The organism is Martinezella sp. CNPSo 3957, assembly GCF_057784395.1.
Genome location: NZ_JBXSOU010000002.1, coordinates 137,533 through 151,694, shown reverse-complemented (window position 1 = coordinate 151,694; position 14,162 = coordinate 137,533). Strand labels below are relative to the sequence as shown.

Annotated in this window: 19 protein-coding genes; 6 read left to right on the top strand and 13 right to left on the bottom strand. The window is 58.2% G+C overall.

The window, feature by feature from the left end:
- Positions 1 to 42: 42 nt before the first annotated feature.
- The 5 genes from AC13QE_RS05865 to AC13QE_RS05845 are packed head-to-tail and all read right to left on the bottom strand — an operon-like array spanning position 43 to position 5,740.
- Positions 43 to 1,086, bottom strand: a complete 1,044-nt coding sequence (locus tag AC13QE_RS05865; protein WP_488482982.1) for a head maturation protease, ClpP-related — start codon at positions 1,084 to 1,086, stop codon at positions 43 to 45.
- Positions 1,087 to 1,096: 10 nt separating this feature from the next.
- Positions 1,097 to 1,354 carry a hypothetical protein gene (locus tag AC13QE_RS05860; protein ID WP_488482981.1) on the bottom strand — a complete coding sequence of 86 codons (258 nt, stop codon included), beginning with the start codon at positions 1,352 to 1,354 and terminating at the stop codon, positions 1,097 to 1,099.
- Complete coding sequence (locus AC13QE_RS05855) at positions 1,354 to 3,009, bottom strand: phage portal protein (RefSeq protein WP_488482980.1); 1,656 nt, start codon at positions 3,007 to 3,009, stop codon at positions 1,354 to 1,356. Before AC13QE_RS05855 ends, AC13QE_RS05860 begins: the two co-directional genes overlap by 1 nt.
- The gene (locus AC13QE_RS05850) at positions 3,006 to 5,117 is read right to left on the bottom strand and encodes a terminase gpA endonuclease subunit (protein WP_488482979.1); all 2,112 of its coding nucleotides are present in this window, start codon (positions 5,115 to 5,117) and stop codon (positions 3,006 to 3,008) included. Before AC13QE_RS05850 ends, AC13QE_RS05855 begins: the two co-directional genes overlap by 4 nt.
- Positions 5,114 to 5,740, bottom strand: a complete 627-nt coding sequence (locus AC13QE_RS05845) for a hypothetical protein (protein ID WP_488483332.1) — start codon at positions 5,738 to 5,740, stop codon at positions 5,114 to 5,116. Before AC13QE_RS05845 ends, AC13QE_RS05850 begins: the two co-directional genes overlap by 4 nt.
- 317 nt (positions 5,741 to 6,057) lie before the next feature.
- On the opposite strand from AC13QE_RS05845, the gene AC13QE_RS05840 reads away from it, so the two are divergent.
- A complete protein-coding gene (locus AC13QE_RS05840) occupies positions 6,058 to 6,441 on the top strand; it encodes a hypothetical protein (RefSeq protein ID WP_488482978.1) in 384 nt (127 codons plus the stop codon).
- Between the two features lie 21 nt (positions 6,442 to 6,462).
- Here the strand turns inward: AC13QE_RS05840 and AC13QE_RS05835 are convergent, their stop codons facing one another.
- The 8 genes from AC13QE_RS05835 to AC13QE_RS05800 form a co-directional block, all read right to left on the bottom strand.
- Complete coding sequence (locus tag AC13QE_RS05835) at positions 6,463 to 7,032, bottom strand: hypothetical protein (RefSeq protein ID WP_488482977.1); 570 nt, start codon at positions 7,030 to 7,032, stop codon at positions 6,463 to 6,465.
- Between the two features lie 227 nt (positions 7,033 to 7,259).
- The gene (gene nusG / locus AC13QE_RS05830) at positions 7,260 to 7,937 is read right to left on the bottom strand and encodes a transcription termination/antitermination protein NusG (protein WP_488482976.1); all 678 of its coding nucleotides are present in this window, start codon (positions 7,935 to 7,937) and stop codon (positions 7,260 to 7,262) included.
- On the bottom strand, positions 7,927 to 9,141 hold the full coding sequence (locus tag AC13QE_RS05825) for a helix-turn-helix domain-containing protein (protein ID WP_488482975.1): 1,215 nt from the start codon (positions 9,139 to 9,141) through the stop codon (positions 7,927 to 7,929). Before AC13QE_RS05825 ends, nusG begins: the two co-directional genes overlap by 11 nt.
- Positions 9,138 to 9,431, bottom strand: a complete 294-nt coding sequence (locus tag AC13QE_RS05820) for a hypothetical protein (RefSeq protein WP_488482974.1) — start codon at positions 9,429 to 9,431, stop codon at positions 9,138 to 9,140. The genes AC13QE_RS05825 and AC13QE_RS05820 overlap by 4 nt, the downstream gene beginning before the upstream one ends.
- The gene (locus tag AC13QE_RS05815) at positions 9,428 to 9,922 is read right to left on the bottom strand and encodes a hypothetical protein (protein WP_488482973.1); all 495 of its coding nucleotides are present in this window, start codon (positions 9,920 to 9,922) and stop codon (positions 9,428 to 9,430) included. The genes AC13QE_RS05820 and AC13QE_RS05815 overlap by 4 nt, the downstream gene beginning before the upstream one ends.
- 50 nt (positions 9,923 to 9,972) lie before the next feature.
- On the bottom strand, positions 9,973 to 11,352 hold the full coding sequence (locus AC13QE_RS05810) for an SAM-dependent methyltransferase (RefSeq protein ID WP_488482972.1): 1,380 nt from the start codon (positions 11,350 to 11,352) through the stop codon (positions 9,973 to 9,975).
- Positions 11,353 to 11,369: 17 nt separating this feature from the next.
- Positions 11,370 to 11,618, bottom strand: coding sequence for a hypothetical protein (locus AC13QE_RS05805; protein WP_488482971.1), 249 nt, complete (start codon positions 11,616 to 11,618; stop codon positions 11,370 to 11,372).
- Positions 11,615 to 12,112, bottom strand: a complete 498-nt coding sequence (locus AC13QE_RS05800; protein ID WP_488482970.1) for a hypothetical protein — start codon at positions 12,110 to 12,112, stop codon at positions 11,615 to 11,617. Before AC13QE_RS05800 ends, AC13QE_RS05805 begins: the two co-directional genes overlap by 4 nt.
- Before the next feature lie 251 nt (positions 12,113 to 12,363).
- Here AC13QE_RS05800 and AC13QE_RS05795 point away from each other — a divergent pair, with 251 nt between their 5' ends.
- The 5 genes from AC13QE_RS05795 (at position 12,364) to AC13QE_RS05775 (ending at position 14,157) form a co-directional block, all read left to right on the top strand.
- Positions 12,364 to 12,633, top strand: coding sequence for a hypothetical protein (locus tag AC13QE_RS05795; RefSeq protein ID WP_488482969.1), 270 nt, complete (start codon positions 12,364 to 12,366; stop codon positions 12,631 to 12,633).
- 40 nt (positions 12,634 to 12,673) lie between these two features.
- Positions 12,674 to 12,976 carry a hypothetical protein gene (locus AC13QE_RS05790; protein WP_488482968.1) on the top strand — a complete coding sequence of 101 codons (303 nt, stop codon included), beginning with the start codon at positions 12,674 to 12,676 and terminating at the stop codon, positions 12,974 to 12,976.
- Positions 12,977 to 13,486: 510 nt separating this feature from the next.
- Positions 13,487 to 13,681 (top strand): hypothetical protein, encoded by a 195-nt coding sequence (locus AC13QE_RS05785; RefSeq protein ID WP_015340535.1) that lies wholly within the window; start codon positions 13,487 to 13,489, stop codon positions 13,679 to 13,681.
- A gap of 67 nt (positions 13,682 to 13,748) precedes the next feature.
- Complete coding sequence (locus AC13QE_RS05780) at positions 13,749 to 13,886, top strand: hypothetical protein (protein WP_488482967.1); 138 nt, start codon at positions 13,749 to 13,751, stop codon at positions 13,884 to 13,886.
- 16 nt (positions 13,887 to 13,902) lie between these two features.
- Entirely contained in the window at positions 13,903 to 14,157 is a 255-nt protein-coding gene (locus AC13QE_RS05775) for a hypothetical protein (protein ID WP_488482966.1), read from the top strand.
- Positions 14,158 to 14,162: the final 5 nt, after the last annotated feature.

Genomic DNA, 14,162 nt, shown 5'->3' with positions numbered 1-14,162 from the left:
ACACACTCCAAGCAGTCCGGCGGGTAGTGCCAGCCGAGCCGGCTATGCCTTACCGCGCTGCACGCGGGCATCGATCCGGGCGGAAAGTCCCGATTTCGCTTGCGCCTTGCCGTTAGTCGGCTCGCGATTGAGGCCCTGCGCATTCATGGTGCGCGGCGGCTGATATTCCTGTTCGCCCGGATCGGCGGACTTTGGCGCAAACGACAACGTTGCCTTGGCGGCATCGACGGAAACACCGGTTGCAAAAAGATGCTCCGCCAGCGCTTCGCGTCCTTTGGCCTCGTCAAGCGCCATGATCGCGGCACGGCGTTCGCGGTCTTCTTTCACGGCGGTTTCTGCCGAGGCCGTGAGCTTTTCGATCTGCGCTTTCAGGCCGGCATTTTCAGTCGCAAGGTTATCCGCGCGCTCTTTGTCGTTCATGGTCTTCTCCTTGGTGGACGTGGGGTTTTGACTTTTGGGAGGGGGAGTGGTCGTCATTGACCAATTCTTGGCCTTCGACAGCGCAACGAGGTTTTTCGGAGCGTGGGCGAAAAGCCGGTAATCGAAGGCGGCAACCGCCTTGGCCTTATTCTCAGTCGTTTCATCGGCGAAGCCTTCGGCGACCGCCTCGTCAGGTGTTAGCCACCGTTCGGCCCTCATCATGTCCCGACATTCGTCTGCAGTCTTGCCAGACTTGGCCGCATAGACGCGGGCATATGAGGTTGCCAAGGCTTCGAGCGCTTCGATGGTTTTGTTGTGATCGTCGGAATTGCCGAACGTGTAACCGCTCGGATCATGGATCATCATCACCGCACCCGCCGACATGGTGACGGTATTGCCTGCCATGGCAATGAGGGAAGCGGCAGATGCCGCAATCCCTTCAACCACGACATTCGTCACGCCGGGACGCGCCGTGAGCAGAGCGTGGATTGCCGCACCTTCCGTAGCAATGCCGCCGCCCGAGTTGATATGGACGGCAAGCTCCGCATCGGCCTCGATTTGCGACAAGGCAAAGACGACATCGGCCGATGTAAAGCCGTCTTCAAAGTAATAGTCGCCGACATAGCCGGAAAGCCGAAGCTTCCCGTCTTCAAGAATTGCAGCCATTTCCGTGACCTCAGTAAGAGCGCATGCGACCGCTGATCGCGTATCGGGTTCGCGCTGGTTTCTCGCCTCGCGCAATCTGGCAATTGCGGATGGCTTCATTCAAAGCCCGCTGCACCTCTGCCAATGAGGCATTGGCATAGCGCGTCATGTCTTCACCGAAGCGCGCTTCCGTGACCATCTCGCCAGAAAGCAACGCCTCTTCCACGCGACGGAGCTTGACCGCGCGCGCACACCAATCGATTTTCAGCGGGTCGGAACCGTCCACCATCAAGCAGCCTCCTTCGCGGGGTCTCTGTTGCCAACGGCTGCGGCCCCGAGGGGACCGCCGCCACCCTGCGACCGGCCAAAGGGATGAGGAACACCCTCATCCTCGAACATCTTCTTTTCGCGCCCAAGCTGCACGATTTGCTCCTCGCCATTCTTGCCGGCGAGCGCGCATTCATCGTGGTAGGTGGATAGACCGGTTTCGAGCCTGATCTTGGCGGCCAGGGCGGCTTTGTAATCGTCGGCAGACGGTGCGGCCGGACCGCTCCATTCCGTCTGAAAGACGCTCTCTCTGTCCCGACTGAAAGCCTCATATCCGCCCTTGAAAGGGATGATCTTCCGAAAGATCATTTCATCCAACCAACGCTCAAAGATGCCCTGCAAGAACGGAGCGACGATACGAGTGCGCCGACGCAGAACAATCGGCCAGATGCTGGCAACGGCCATTCGGACCGAGGAATAAGAAGCGTTGGAATGATCCATCGCCAATGCTTCGTAGGTGATGCCGAGGCAACGGGCGACTTCCTTCAAGAGATTTTGGAAGAAAGGCAGATATTGAGAACCCGGCGTTGCCGCAGTGTGCATCTGGAATTCTTCGCCGGGACCGAGATGATTGATGCGTGCGGAATCGGACATGGAGATGCCCTTTTCCTTCAACGCGCCAATGCGATGGTCCCAAACGTCGAGCAAATCTTGCTGCAGCCCACCGATGAACTCCGACCAATCCCCGTCAAAGCTGGCGGGAGCGTCTATATCGTTCAATGTCTGTATGGCCTGAAACGCTGTTTCGCTCGGTTCCGGGCTTCTGATGGTCGCTGCAAAGATGGTCTGCATCAATGCCGTCGCCAAGGTCGCATCCGCCAACTGGTCCGACTGTGCAATAACCTTCAACGCGGCTGCGATGACTGAAATACCGCGCGGACTGTTGAGGTTTGCGGCGCGATCCATGACATGGATAACATCGGAAGCGTCAACGGTCCGATCTTGCTCAACGCCACCCACCCGAACACGGAAGCGATAGGCAACCGCCCTGTTATCCTCATCGTGGTAGATACCCTGATCGAGACCGACGCTTTCCTCTGTCCTGCGAGGGCAACGATGCGAGGCGATCAAGGATACTTTCGTACCCGATTTTATGCCGAGGCGACGTTGCTTTTCGAGCGACAAATTATCGAGCAGGCCGAAAGCCTCGCCCGTCGCAAGAAAGCTGAGCAAGGCCGCTTCCGCCATATCGGCGATGGTCGCCTTGCCGGCAAGGTCGCATTCCCTCGGGTTCCATGCCCAGCGCCGCCAAGCCCGTTCGACCCGGCGGCACCATGCCGTCGCCTGCTTCTTTGTGTAACCGAAGGATTCGAGCTGCGCGAGACAGGCAAGTTTTAACTCTTCACCGATGGTATCGGTGACGATCTGCTGAATAGCGCCCGATATCCAGCCGCTGTTCTGCATAAAATCGAAGGCCAGAGCAGAAGCCCGTTCCGCTGCTTCACGCACATCTATCCGTGCATCGCGCGTTATTGCCCGACGCATACTAAGTGTGCCGGCCCGATCACCGCGAAGATATCGCGCCGTCATTTTGCGGGACGGCGCTGGCTGCTGCACGGGCATCTCGACCCGAACCGAATTCGCCTTCACGCGCATGCGAGGTTTGCTTTCAATCATGAGTATGACCCCCAACGCTTTCGCTGACGTGATTTTCCGGATGGTTGCGCTGGCTTCTGCTCTTGCTTGCTGAACGGGCTTAGGTCAGCCAGGTCAAACAGGTCGTTTGCCTGCTCCGGTTCGCCATGCAGTTCGCGTATCAGGTCGGCCCACCGGTCGAGTGTAAGCTTGCGCTTGTTCTGAAGGTACCAGCCGAGGGCATAGGAATAGACGGTCGCGTCAAACCAGTCGTTCATGCGACCGTTGATCTTCTTCCATTTCCGTCCGGCTTTCGGGTTTACGAGCCGCTTCGATTTTCGCTTGAGGCTGGTACGGGCTTCCTCTTCCTCGTCCACCAAGCATTCGGCGGTTAGCTCCTTGGCAAAGTCCTCGTCGCAGAGATCGCCCGCGAAGTGGATCGTACCGCGCGGCCACTGCCCGGTCTCGCTGGCACCTTGGACGAGATTGGCAAGCGCAGCAGTGACGGCGGTCTTCACATCGTAGAGACCGACAGGATAGAGCAAGACCTTGGCAATGACCTTTTTCCGATGGTCCTTGACATCCTTCTTTACGGGCGTCCCGAGCCAAGGCAAGCCGACGGGCTCGCGTCCGTCCAACGGAATGACGTTCGGACGGCCAACGCAGAAGCGATAGACTCTGTCTGTGGACCACCCGGAGTCGATGCCTGAAAGGTCTATTGCCTTTTCACGTCCGCCTGATGTGAGATAGGTTCGGTTCAAGGCGTCGGATAACTGTATCCATGGCTCATCGCTCTGGTCCGGCGAGCCTTCGAAAATCTCACGGTCGATCAGGCAATATTGCTCGCGTGGACCAATGGCATAGACAACCCACTTGATGCCGTATCCCTGAACGTCGGCAGCAGAGACAAGCAGCGCGGCCCATTCCGGTACGATGCCGGTCGGCACCATCTCGTCTCTTGCGGCCTTGACGATCTTTTCCCATTCGACTGTTGTGCTACCGGGATCGTAAGGCTCGGCCAAGTCCTGCTGATAGAAGGCTTTGAGCTTCGTCGTATCGCCCTGCGCGTCAATCCAGCGCTGCCAGATGTCAGCCCATTTTTCCCGGATCGCGTATGCGGCCCACAAATGATAGCTCGGTTGCCAGTCGCGGCAACGTCCCTCGCAAGGTGGACAAATCCAATTGGCTATTTCATCGGCCGAAATCTCAAGCGGAACCGGCTCTTCACCATCTTGGACGCGCCGGGCAATCCAGTGTGCGCGCTCTTCCATCTCCCGCTTGTGACCGTCGAGGATCACACCATCACAACGCATGCACCGAACGTGAACCGGTAGTCCATGGTCCTTGTCAGGCCCGCGCATCATGTCGAAGATGATCGGTTGATAGGTGTCGCAATGCGGGCAAGGCATGTAGCGGAAACGCTGGTCGCCGCTTTCGAAGTCCTCCGAAATCGAGCATTCGCCCGCTATGCCCGGCGTGGAGCCCTGCCATTCCTTCGCAAGATCGCCGTACATCTTCTGACGGGCGCGTGCCTGATCGCGAGGACTGCCGCGACCGTCAACGTCTTTCGGGTAGCCCGTCACTTCGTCCATGGCGAGGTATTTGATAGACACCATCTGCAAGCCCTTCGAAGAGCCTGCATTGACGATCTGGCAAAAGCCGCCGGCATAGCGCTTGAAGGATGTGGTGCTACCCTGTTCGTCACGGCTGTTGACCGGCAAAACCTTATGCGCAATGCGCTTTGAGGCTTCGATGGTCGGCTGCAGTTTGATGCGGTTGAACTTTGTCGCCTCTTCGAGCGTCGGCAGTACGATCATCATCGACCCCGGCGCTTGGTCTACAATGAAGCAAAACCAGTTTTCGATTGCAGTCGATTTACCGAGCTGCGCCGCCCATCGACAGGTCACGCGCCGGGCCGGATGATCGGGATGCAGGCAATCTTGCGGCTCGCGCAAGTACGGCACGCGGTCGGTTCGAAAATCGCCGGGCCAAGGCGAACCCGATTCCGGCGACACCTTGCGATGACGATCCGAAAATTCGCTTATCGTCAGGTCTTCCGCTGGACGGCTTGCAGCGGCCAAGCCTCCGAAGAGGACAGCCGCGCCGTTTGCCAGCTCCGGAAATCGGACACGAACATCATGAAAGCTCACTGCAAAGCCTGCCCTGTCTCGTGATACTGGTTATCGCCGCCCGCCTCCGACTGACGCCGCATGCCGTCCAGCCTTTTCAGAATTTCGCGGTTGAAGACGCTCAGGCCCTCCCTCGCAAAACCCTTGAGCGCGAGGCGGGCCATGCGCTCATCCCATCCGTATTTCAGGGACAGGGCAGCAGCTTCCGTTTCAATTGCACGCTCGAAAGCGCTCTGCATGAGGGCGATTGCATCGCGTCCGCCTTGATCTACCTCGGCGACGATGGTCAATTCGCCACGCCGCTCGGCAAGGTCCATTTCCTTCAGTTCCGCTTCCGCCTGCGCCTTACGCGCGGCACCATCGGACTGTGTGCCCTTGAAGCGAGACGGCATCACGTGCGGAGCTGATACCGGCGTGGCTCCCATGCCGGGCAACGAAGCAACTGGCGTCTTGAGGCGGACATTCTCACTACGATGCGCAATGAGCGCGACGAAATCGACAAGGTTCGATTTGCCGTCCGCCTTGAGCGGCAGAGCTTCGGAATGCTGCTTGAGATATCGTGAGAGTGACGATCGGTCGATCTTGTCGCCGGACTGTGTAAGTCGTGCGGCGGCTTCCGTGATCGATATCCATTCCTCGTTCATGTGTGCCACCCGTGCATCCACACGTGTATTGCACGTGTATCCGTGTACCGCTTTTTGAAAGTGCTACTGGCGAAATCGCGCAGTCCCCCAGGCCCGTCCGGGGCGAACGCCTGCAAACCGGTCCCTGAATGGGGGGTGATGTGCCGCCCGAGCGGGATTTGACGATGGAGCGTCGGAGCTGTGATATCTTTCAGGCCGATGCCGCAGCGCCTTCGCTTCGCTGCCTCAATCGGGATTGTAAACGATAGCTCATATCGCATTGAGGCTATACTATCGGCTAAAGTTCGGGGCTCATAAGTTATCTTGGCGGAGCAAACATGGATTCTCAGGCGCTTGAGCAGCACATAGCCGAAATGGTTGCCATAGCCGGCGGCTCTCGGGAGGTGCGAATTTCGCCAAATGACATTCAGCGGTGGTCGGGCAGTGTGTCGCCACATGACTTCTATAGCTTGGCCGCCTTAAACATCGCTCGAAAATACCGTGCGGGAGCTCTCAGCTACTCCGTGTGCGACGCGATAATGAATGACCTCTGGTCTGTTCTATCCGACCATCTAGAGGATCGCGCGCTCCCCTCCCCGTTCTTTGAAATCTATCTCGCGTTCGATGCGGGTGAATATTACCGAACGGCAGATTGCAGCGATATGCCAGATCAAGACTATACGATTCCGATGATCGACAGAATCCTTGAACAACATCCCTAGAGATTGTCTGGCTACCGCTGGTCAGGGGACCAGCTTGTTCAAGGCAGTTTCGACCCGCACCTTGAGGAGCGGAGCTGCGATACGATGGAAGGCGGCAGAGGTTGCGCCCGCCGTCATTTCGTTCGGGATGAACACGCCCGAGCGGGCAAAAGTGATCCGCGTGCCAGATGGGTTCAATCGATAGAAGGCATGACCGTGGAAGTCAGGTACGTCCTTGCGATCTGGGAACAAACCACCGCGCATGAACGCACCCGGATAGAGCGTCGGCTTGCCGAATGGTCTTGCTATAACGCCAGCCGGCGTCTCTTTCGGGCGAAGAAACTTTAACCGAATGTTCCCGCCGTGAGTGGTCATGTCATAGTAGAGTTTGCCGGGCTGAGCCGTCGATGGGTTGCCAATCGCGCGAACAATGGTCGCGCGCGGCAAGCCTGTCTGTTTCGTCAGCTCACGAATGACAACCGTCTTGGCGCGATTGCCGACCTGATTGACGATGCGCGGCAAAACCTTCGGGAAGCGGTCTTTCAGCCCCCCAATGCGCTTGCCGTATTCCGAAAGGTTGCGGTCAACCCATTGCATGGATATCGCGGTCATCAGCAAGCCCTACCTATGGAATGCAGAAAAGGCGATCCGCTGGACCGCCTTCGATACGATGATGATTTTGGCAATGCAGTAGCACCCGCCTTGAGTCGCTGCTCTCAATCGAGAGGGACAAGGCAGGGTCTACCCGGCTAAACAGCGTGGAAGCTTTTCGCTCCGCTCGCCTGCCCCGAAGGTGGCGCGCTTGCACATGGACGGTAGATCATCCTGCCCTCTGACTCTCACAACTTTTCCAAGAACGCAAGAGGGGCCTCTATGAGATGTTCCTTGCCGAAAAGTTCCACCTTGATCACTGCCCCGGTCGCCACTCGTTGGCCCTCAATGGTGCGATCCTTGCGCATCTTGCAGATGACGCCGTTGAACTTTGCGAAGGGTCCGAAGGCAAACCGAACGGTCATGCCGCGCTTAAACGCCATGCAGTGTGCCGCGTCGGGCGCTTCATCGAACGCTTTGAATCTTTGCACTTCCTGATCGGATACACGATGTGGCGACACCATGCCACCGACGAAGCCAGCAACGCCTTCGACGCGGCTAATGCCGCATACCGCAGCGGCCGAATACACCATGTTGACGAGCACATAGCCCGGCATCAGCGGGCGCATCACATCTTGCATCAGCTTGCCGCGAACGACTTGTTGGCCGACATTTTCGAGCGGCAAAAAAGTTTTCACGCCAGCATTGCTTAGGCCGTGTTCAACAGAAATTTCCTGCTTGTGCTTCGTCTCGACCACGAACCATTCCCGCTTTCCCGGCTGATCGCCCGCCGCCATGGAGAGCATGGTGGCCTTGATTCGCTTGCGGTCGCGCACCTGATCGAACAGCGATGCAAAGCGCGTTAGGTCGTAAGCCTCCGGACTGACCGGTTTGCTGGCAGCATATATTTTCACGTTATGCATCATAAGAATGTCCCTCGTTAACCTGCTGTTCAAATGCTGCCCACGCCTCGCTGACAGCCACGTCCAAATCGGTGGCATCGGCGGCGATAGGTGGGAAAAAGAACCACTCGACGCCGGCCGGAGCCGGCACCCATGGCAAACCAGTACGCGCGAAATATCGCTCCCAAGCCGCACAAAGCTCGCCGTTCCTGCGGGTGTTGGTGAAGCCCTCCGAGATGCGGAACACGTTCGGCAGGACGGTCATGCCCTTATGATCCTGTGCACGCTCATCCATGGTGTTGACCTTCGGCCAACCATGCTTGACTCGGCGCTCCCGCAAGATCGCTTCGGCCTTTTCGCCGCCTTCGGCCACGAGCGCTCGCAGCAGCGGCGGCAATGCCGGCATAGTGGCGGAAGCAGGTTTCAGCAGTTCGGCACAACGCCCGGCATGCCACGCCCTCGTGTAAGCGCCGTGGACGATAGGCAGCGCAACGTCGGACTTCGGGTCTTCAAGCTTCTCCCAATCGTGGCCGGTGAGAAAAGCTCCGGCCCACGGGACCGAGATTTTCGCCTTCTCGGCGCGTTCGATGTAGGTTGGAGATTTGGCGATGCAGTCGGCACGCTGCTCTGGCGAGAGCTTCTGCCAGGCCTTCCGGGCAGCATATTCGCTATCCTTGTCCCGCGTCGGCCATTTGGCGTACCAGCGACGAAAGGCACGCTCGACGGCTTCCGGCTTTTCCTCCGAACCTTCGTCGCGCGCATCTCTCTCTTGCTGATAATCAGTATTGCTAGATTCTAAGTTATTACTAAGTGCCGATTTTGCCGGCGCCGGTTTTACCGGCGACGGTTTTGCCGGCGCCGGCATTTCAGTCTGCGGTAAAAATGCCACACTATCGGATGGCTCTGGTTGAGCGTCGTCCGGAGAACGCGGCTCATCAAAAATGACCAGATTGGACGCACTGAATTTGCCGTCCGCGCGGGACTGCTCGCGCTCAGCATAGCCATGCTCGACAAGCTCGGCGATCATCTTGCGGGCCTTGTCGCGGCCACAGCCGCCTTTCTTGACGATATCGCCAACGACGACGGTCCAGTTGTCCGGCTTGGACAAGAGATAGCCGAGCAGCCAACGCGCCTCCATTGAAAGCCGGTCGTCCTCGAAAACATGGTTGGGAATGGCGGCATAGCGGGCATTGCGCGCGCCGCGCCGAATGGTTGCCTCGCCGCTCACGTGGCGCCCCCTTTCCGCACGATCTCACGAAGGAACGAGCGCGCCGCCTGGACGGCAAGCACGACCGTTTGCGGCAATCCACCGTCCGGCAGGCGTGTCGCATTGATAGCCGCAAACTCCACGTCCAGTGCGTCAAGCCCGCAGCGGAATTGCGCTTCCATCAGGACGCGGCGGATTGTTGCGCAATCGCGATAAATGACACCCGCCGGCACCCGCAAAAGCCAGTCGGCGCGCTGCGCATCGGTCTCGCAGTCGCAAAGCTCTTCGATAATGGGCAGTACGTGGCTCAACGACCCCTCCCCTGTTTCCACACGTCGAAGTCGGCGCGCAGGTCGAGAAAGGCGACCTGTGCGCGCTCTTCGTTGTTCAGTTGCGTTTTGCTGGAAATGCCGAGCAGCTTTTTCAGCACGGTATCGGCATGGTCCTTGTTGTGGATGGCGCGGCTGCTATCCCGACGTTCTAGGAAGCGATGAAAAAGCGGCTCCGCGCAAAGCATGGCCGCGTTTGCAGCGAAGTCGCCGGCACGCAGCCGGCTCGGCAGAGGCTCGTGGGTCCGACCTTGCCGCAATGCAATGACGGCACGACGGCGCAGCTCAAGGAACAGCACCACATTCTCTAGCGCGCCGCTGATCAGCTCGATATCTTCCGGAAGAGCATCGGCGTGCATGGTGCAAAGCACGGCATGTTCACCCGTCGCGCGCCGCACAACGATACGGGTGTCCGCGCCATCGGCATCGATAGACCAACGGTCGCCCCGGCAAAGCTCGGCGATGCCGGTCAATCGAGAAACCCGCGCTTTCTCACGCTCGCGAGCAGTTTGCGCAGGCGTCATCATTCCGCCTCGCTTTCCGCCGTGGTGGCGGTTCCGGCCGGCAGGAAATCTTTCCAGTCAACGCGCCTCGCAACCGTACAATCGCCATATGTGCCGTCTTCGCGCAGTTCCCAAACAAACCACGCGGTATTCATACGGCTGCTTGCCTTTTCACCGTTCCATCCGTCGCGATGCATCATCGGCAACCGGCGCTTGAAGACGTAGACGCGAGCCGGCGGGCAATCATCCATGACGAAATTGCGGTCATCGTCCGCAAAGCCGCAAAGGAAATTCAGGTTGAGAAGGAGCGCCATCTTGCGCGGCCGGAAGACCCGCAGCGCATGGGCGACGAAGGCGTTGAGAACGTCGCCGTAGGGCGGGTTCGTCACGATGTCGTAAGTGCCGCCGTCCCCCGGCTGCGACGTCAGGAAGTCTTGAACCGCCTGCAATTCGCCGTGTTGGTCCGCCGTGCCGTAATCGAGCAGATCGGCGAGGATGACACCGTAACCAGCCTCCTCCAGCGTGCGAGAGATCGCGCCGCGCCCGCATGCCGGCTCGAAAACGGTCGCGGAAAATTCTTCCAGTTCCAGTAGCGTATGCATCGCTTCCGGCGGCGTTTCATAAAGGTTTTGGCCGCGCTCCGCTTTCGTGGCGCTTGCCGTTCCGACAGCGGCGCGAAGATTGGCGCGCGTCGGTCCAAGTCCGGCGGACAGCCGCGCCTGAATTGCGCGCTCGACTATGCCCGGCTCGCGATGTTCCGCAGCCGCCAATTTGCGGGCTTCGTGGATTTCCTTACGCGAAAGGCCGGTCTCTTCAGATGTAAAACCGTTTCCATCGGAAACGGTTTTCGGCCGGCCACCTTTGGAAGCTTGCCCCGACTTCTGTGCTTCATCCCATTTGTCGGCGATCAAGATTTTGGCTCGGGCCTCGATCAGCAAGGCGTCGGCCTGCATCCGCCGTGCCTTGGCAATCAGCTTTTCCGTCGCGCCGATCTGCTCGGCAAATTGTGCCGCCGTCTTGGCCGTGGCATAGGCAACAGACGCGACAATGCGAGCATTGACGATATCTCCCTCGTCCAGCAATGCCCGCGCCCGCTCCACCGTCTCCACCAAACCGGACGCGTCGGCCGGCTGCGGGATATCCGGTAGATGTGAAGGTATATCCCCCGCATCCGGCAAGTCACCCGGCTCCGCAATACCCCGCAAGGTCGCCAGCAGCTCCCGAGCGCGGTCGGTCGTATAGTAGGTTTTCGAGTCTTTCTTGTCGCGGGTCAGGTAACGGTTGCCAACGGCATTGTTTGCGGCAGTTACATGCCTCGGCTCTGCCGCCTTTACGATGCCATCGCGAACCGCTGTCGTGATAAGGGCGAGCGCATTCGGGCCGGGCTTAGGGAGCTTCACGGAATTGTATCCGGCCATCAGTTCGCCCTCATCAATCGGTCGAGATAGGCTTGGCCGAGACCAGTCAGCTTTACGGTTCGCTCGTCTGCGCAGATATGGAGATAACCGCAGCGGCGGCATTCCTGCGCGAGGCGCTCGCGAATAGCGTCACACGCAACATCAGCACGACCGCCGGAATGCTGCACCTCACGCAGAAAACCCCTTGCGCGTTCGGACAAGGGGCGGGACATCAATTCATCAATGGCGGGATCGGTTTGAGGCTTCATTGTCCACCCCCGACCACCTGCAAGCCGACTTTTTGCCCGCCGCGTGCCTTAATAGCCGCAAGAGCTTGCCGAAGAACGGCAATCCCCTGCTCCAGTTCCGCAGCATCGCGGTCCATCTTCGCCGCCTCCGCAGGCGTCACAACCAAATCGGCAATTGCAACCGCACCGCCGGAAATGAGATCGCCCGCCTTACGCACGGTCTCGGAGTAGGCCGCGATAAGGCAGTGATCGGCACCGCGCTCGCTTTCGGGGTCCACGAGGCGCTTTCCGCTCAGTTCGGCCATCGCCGACGTAACCACGGGCACGCCGCATTCGGATTCCAGGGCGTAGACAGCATGCAGCGGCATCAATTCCGGGTCGGTCGCATTGTTCATGCGACCGATGTGACTTTTCGAGATCGAGGATATTTCCGCAGAACGCTCGATACCGCCGACAAGCCGTATAAGATCGCGTTGTGCCGCCTTTATGCGATGAAACCATGCAGTGGAAATCATGAGACAAAGCCTTTCCCGCGCCGGGAAAATCCCAGCGTTTTTCCCGTGGTGGGAATTGATCGAAGGTGAGAAATTCAGGGCGTTACCAAGCTACGGAGGCCCGCATGCAAAACGAGATTTCCCCGCGCCGGGCGGCAACTGAGAAAGCGCCACGGCGCGGGGTGCAGCAGGCCGGGAGGATTGGCCGCGCGAAAGGAAAATTTGACCGCTCATCTCGCGGTCTCCAAAGGCACCGCGCCATTGATCTTGCTATGAGATTGCCGAGCACGCGCGCTAGCGCGCAGCGCCCGCCGCTCTTTTTCCGAGACCATGAACTTGCGAATGCGTTCCTCGGTCTCGGGCCAAATTCGCCGCCCGGAACGCAGGCGCTCGACAAGCCGACCGTTTCTAATTGCGAGCATGCCAAAGCGGAAACCGCCTATGCCGGTCTCCGCCATGAAAGCATCAATTTCTTCAAGAATGGGCGTGCACATATCGGCACGCGTACACGCAATTGCGTGCATATTCAATACACGCAATAACGTTCGCACGTTTTTTCGTGCACAATGCTATGAGAGAACCATGCAAGAGAACTGGAAGACACGCCTATTGCGGGCAGTTAACAATGATGGACGGTCGGACCGCGCGATTAGCTTAGCCGCTGGTCTCGGCGTCAATTTCGTCAACGAACTTCGTAATACGCCGAAAGACCCCAGCATTGAGAAGGTTCTAAAGCTCGCCGTCGAGCTTCATCTTAGCATGACGTACCTTTTTCTAGGCCGTGATCTTTCAAAGGATGACGAAGACCTTTTGTCGGCTCTTCAATCACTTCCCGAAGATGCAAAGGCAGGATTACTTGCTGCTCTTCGGGCAAACAAGCAATAAATTCTCGAAGTATTCTACCTCGAGCCTCGGGGTCCAACGTTACCCATGCCAATAATATTTCATCATCAATCCCCAAGTCTGACCACCCTACTTACCTAATACTTATTTTGAATTGCATTCTGCTGACAAGGATCGCCTGCAATAATTGATATTGCCCTCGTCGGCCGGCAATAGTGGGGGCTTCCACGCCGGCTTACCGCAATCACCATCATGGCGCTTGCCTCAGTCCACCCGCGCTTCATACGTGCAACACGTTTATTTTGGATTGAGAACAAAACAAGAATATTTAGGATTCTATTCACACATTCCGTACCGTTCTCGCGCATATTTTTGCTGACCCTCAATCGCGCTCTTGAACTGTGGCGGCTGTCGCACTACCCGCAAACGCAGCCTTCTGCAAGTAATAATGCACGCTTTCGCGTGCATGATATTTACACGCACGTAATAGCGTGTATATATCCGCGACATCCGACGGCCCGACCGGCTCAAAATCGCGAAAGGATACCCAACATGCAGGCATCGTCAGCAAACGACTTTCCCAAAAGACGAAACATCGCACAAGAGATCGCGGAGCTTAGCCGCGAGCGGCCCGGCATCACCGAAGCCGAACTAAAAGCCGAGGGATTCACCAAGGAAGAGATTGAAGAGAACGCGTCACGGGCGGCGAAACTGATGCGCTCAGCCGAGGACGCCCGCACCTTCTGATCTCGATCCGCTCCGGTTTCCGCCTCACGTGAGGCGGTTTCCCGAACGGATGAACGGAGATCACCCCATGTTTCGCATTTCCCCGATGACAAAGACGCCCACGAGCCTACCCCGGCTCGTTCCGGAACTGCGCGCGCTCTGCGCTGCAATCGGTCTTATCACCGTCACCACTACCCTCGCAGTGCTGGCGCTCACATTTGGATAAACTGCGAGGACGTTTGATGAAGATCGAGCGAACTGACGGAATAGCGTACCCTCCCCGTGGCTTGAGCCGCGAGGCGTCAGCCAGATATATCGGCGTTAGCACCACAAAATTTGATCAGCTCGTTGCCGACCGCCGTATGCCAAAGGCGAAGAAGGTTGATGGTCGCGTAATTTGGGATCGTATCGCCCTGGACGCCGCGTTCACCGAATTACCAGACGAAGGCGTCAACATGATTGACGAGATATTGTCAGGCCGGCACTCCCAGAAGTAGAATGC

Excerpts from the sequence above, each read along its gene's own strand:
- AC13QE_RS05865 (WP_488482982.1), bottom strand. The coding sequence starts at position 1,086 with ATGGCTGCAATTCTTGAAGACGGGAAGCTTCGGCTTTCCGGCTATGTC.
- AC13QE_RS05860 (WP_488482981.1), bottom strand. The coding sequence starts at position 1,354 with ATGGTGGACGGTTCCGACCCGCTGAAAATCGATTGGTGTGCGCGCGCG.
- AC13QE_RS05855 (WP_488482980.1), bottom strand. The coding sequence starts at position 3,009 with ATGATTGAAAGCAAACCTCGCATGCGCGTGAAGGCGAATTCGGTTCGG.
- AC13QE_RS05845 (WP_488483332.1), bottom strand. The coding sequence starts at position 5,740 with ATGAACGAGGAATGGATATCGATCACGGAAGCCGCCGCACGACTTACA.
- AC13QE_RS05840 (WP_488482978.1), top strand. The coding sequence starts at position 6,058 with ATGGATTCTCAGGCGCTTGAGCAGCACATAGCCGAAATGGTTGCCATA.
- AC13QE_RS05835 (WP_488482977.1), bottom strand. The coding sequence starts at position 7,032 with ATGACCGCGATATCCATGCAATGGGTTGACCGCAACCTTTCGGAATAC.
- nusG (WP_488482976.1), bottom strand. The coding sequence starts at position 7,937 with ATGATGCATAACGTGAAAATATATGCTGCCAGCAAACCGGTCAGTCCG.
- AC13QE_RS05805 (WP_488482971.1), bottom strand. The coding sequence starts at position 11,618 with ATGAAGCCTCAAACCGATCCCGCCATTGATGAATTGATGTCCCGCCCC.
- AC13QE_RS05800 (WP_488482970.1), bottom strand. The coding sequence starts at position 12,112 with ATGATTTCCACTGCATGGTTTCATCGCATAAAGGCGGCACAACGCGAT.
- AC13QE_RS05795 (WP_488482969.1), top strand. The coding sequence starts at position 12,364 with ATGAGATTGCCGAGCACGCGCGCTAGCGCGCAGCGCCCGCCGCTCTTT.
- AC13QE_RS05790 (WP_488482968.1), top strand. The coding sequence starts at position 12,674 with ATGCAAGAGAACTGGAAGACACGCCTATTGCGGGCAGTTAACAATGAT.
- AC13QE_RS05785 (WP_015340535.1), top strand. The coding sequence starts at position 13,487 with ATGCAGGCATCGTCAGCAAACGACTTTCCCAAAAGACGAAACATCGCA.
- AC13QE_RS05780 (WP_488482967.1), top strand. The coding sequence starts at position 13,749 with ATGTTTCGCATTTCCCCGATGACAAAGACGCCCACGAGCCTACCCCGG.
- AC13QE_RS05775 (WP_488482966.1), top strand. The coding sequence starts at position 13,903 with ATGAAGATCGAGCGAACTGACGGAATAGCGTACCCTCCCCGTGGCTTG.